At 29.1% G+C, this 2,073-nt stretch carries 3 protein-coding genes and 1 pseudogene; all 4 read left to right on the top strand.

The features are described from left to right. Positions 1–280 (top strand): annotated as a pseudogene (locus IPZ78_RS17130) (PepSY-associated TM helix domain-containing protein); the annotation flags it as partial. A gap of 148 nt (positions 281–428) precedes the next feature. Then, positions 429–803, top strand: a complete 375-nt coding sequence (locus IPZ78_RS17125; protein WP_225555197.1) for a hypothetical protein — start codon at positions 429–431, stop codon at positions 801–803. Between the two features lie 359 nt (positions 804–1,162). Further along, positions 1,163–1,636: a hypothetical protein gene (locus IPZ78_RS17120; protein WP_225555196.1), complete on the top strand. Its 474-nt coding sequence runs from the start codon at positions 1,163–1,165 to the stop codon at positions 1,634–1,636. Positions 1,637–1,654: 18 nt separating this feature from the next. After that, a complete protein-coding gene (locus tag IPZ78_RS17115) occupies positions 1,655–2,005 on the top strand; it encodes an SOS response-associated peptidase family protein (protein ID WP_225555195.1) in 351 nt (116 codons plus the stop codon). Positions 2,006–2,073 lie beyond the last annotated feature (68 nt).

Raw genomic sequence — 2,073 nt, 5'->3', positions numbered from 1 at the left:
TAAGGTTTACTTCTGCACTTGGCTACTTTTTACAGTTTACTTTATATTTCGTAAAAACTTAAATAGAACAAATCGAGAAACATTATTTATGGGGGGTATAACCGCATTGTTAGTGCCAATTGTAAATGGTATAATTACAGGAAGCTGGTTTTTCAATAATTTTATTAACGGAAAAATAGATCTATTTGTTGTTGATTTTCTTTGGTTACTTTTGGGAATAATTAGTTTTATTGCTTTGTTGAAAATCAAAACTTATAAATTAAATTCCGAGGTGTATTAATAGCCAACAAAACTCCGTGTTGTATTGATATGCATTATTTTTAAACTAACTATTAGAAAATAATAAGAGTTATATATTCTTAATTTTAAGTAAATAAATGTTGATTTGCAATAAGTAATTGTTAACTTACAGATTGAAAAACTAACCTATGATGAAAAAAATAATATTTGTATCTGATTTACAAATAGGCAATTTTTTATTTCAATCTTTTATTGTTGATTTAGAAGGGGACTTAATATCATTTTCGATTTTTATAAAAGGAAATGAAGAGCCAGCTGTTCAATTTATATGTGATATAAATTTACAGGTCAATATTTCATTCAATCATAGAATATTAAAATATATCAATTTAAATAAAACTAAAGATATAAAGAAGAGAAAGGAATTTTACCGGATGTTTGTCCAATTTCTTGTTGATTCTGAAAAGAAGGCAGCCTATATGATTTTTAAAAATCAAAAATTAAACTATATAAAAAAAAGTAAAGATTTATTAGCGATTAGGGACAGCTATTTATATGAATAGAACATTTGACATATTTTATTACCTTTTAGAATGTAGGAATGGATTGATAATTATTAACGGGCTCCTAACAAAAAGAGGACAATTTCAAATTATAAAAATATTATTGATTAACCAACTCTATAATTTGTAGAAAACCGTTAATAGATCAGAGTTAAAGGAAGCGCTAATTACCTTTGTTATGTAGCAGTTACAAGCATCTCTAACCTAGTTGAAATCTACAGTTAGATGGGGATTTGTTTTCTTTTTTAATTTAATTAAGATAGAATAGTTTTAAATATCATTTAGAGTATTCATTTGAAATGTTTAGTTATTGGAATACAACTTTAATAAGTTAATTATTTTAACAAACTTAGATATGTATGTTATACATCCCATTTGAACAGGTAACGCTTAACTTATTCCATGATTTAATTTCTCGTGGGTATAAGGATTTTGTGCTGCAAAAGTTTGAATGGCCATCTGTTTCTTTTGGTAAAGGTTTCTTGTTGTCAGCTTATGAGAATATAGAACTTGCACATGTACATGCCTTTGAACTTGGTGTTAAGGAAGGTAAAGCCTTGCATCTTCCCGATGATTTTGAAAAAATAGAAAAGCTTCTTGAAGTGGATTCTGGTTACAGGATTTTCCTTAATAAAATTAAAAATATTGATTGGGAGAAACGTATGTTAAAACATTATAACCTTAACATCGTTAATTATTTACGTTCTAATACCAAATTTAAAAGAACTGACAAAATTGATATCCTTTTTACTTTAGAATATGGCCGCGTAAAAGCGATCATTGAATGTAATGGAACTAGAAAGGAAGTGAATGCTTTTGATTTAATAAAATAATTACCTAAAATTTGATTTATGTGTTGGGATATTTCATTACATACGGACATTGAGCTTGTAAAAAATTCTTACCCTAAAATAAGGGATGAGCGCAAGAAGAAAGAGTATAACTACGACTATTTCGAAAATGTGCAGGCAATAACTTTTCCCGAATATCCAATAATTATGAAGGATAAGGAAGGTGAGGGGATAGCGCTATTGGAAATGGAATGGGGCGTATTACCTACTTATATTCAAGATCCAAAACTACAGGATGACAGAAGACGTAGCATGGTAAATGCGCGTAGTGAGCGTATTCTAGATGATAAGATGGATATACCATTTAAACTGTCCCCCCTTCACCACTTCAAAGTGTCCCCTCAGAGTTGAGGTCTGAAAAGAACAAAAAGTTGTTGTGCAGATCGGTTCCTTAGACGGATATTTTTTGTCCGGTTTAA

It is taken from the genome of Sphingobacterium bovistauri, assembly GCF_020295405.1.
Taxonomy (GTDB): domain Bacteria; phylum Bacteroidota; class Bacteroidia; order Sphingobacteriales; family Sphingobacteriaceae; genus Sphingobacterium; species Sphingobacterium bovistauri.
The sequence above is the reverse complement of the archived record's forward strand: the minus strand, read 5'-3'. Positions and strand labels throughout refer to the sequence as shown.

Coding starts and splice junctions, on each gene's coding strand:
- IPZ78_RS17120 (WP_225555196.1), top strand. CDS start 1,163: ATGTTATACATCCCATTTGAACAGGTAACGCTTAACTTATTCCATGAT.
- IPZ78_RS17125 (WP_225555197.1), top strand. CDS start 429: ATGATGAAAAAAATAATATTTGTATCTGATTTACAAATAGGCAATTTT.
- IPZ78_RS17115 (WP_225555195.1), top strand. CDS start 1,655: ATGTGTTGGGATATTTCATTACATACGGACATTGAGCTTGTAAAAAAT.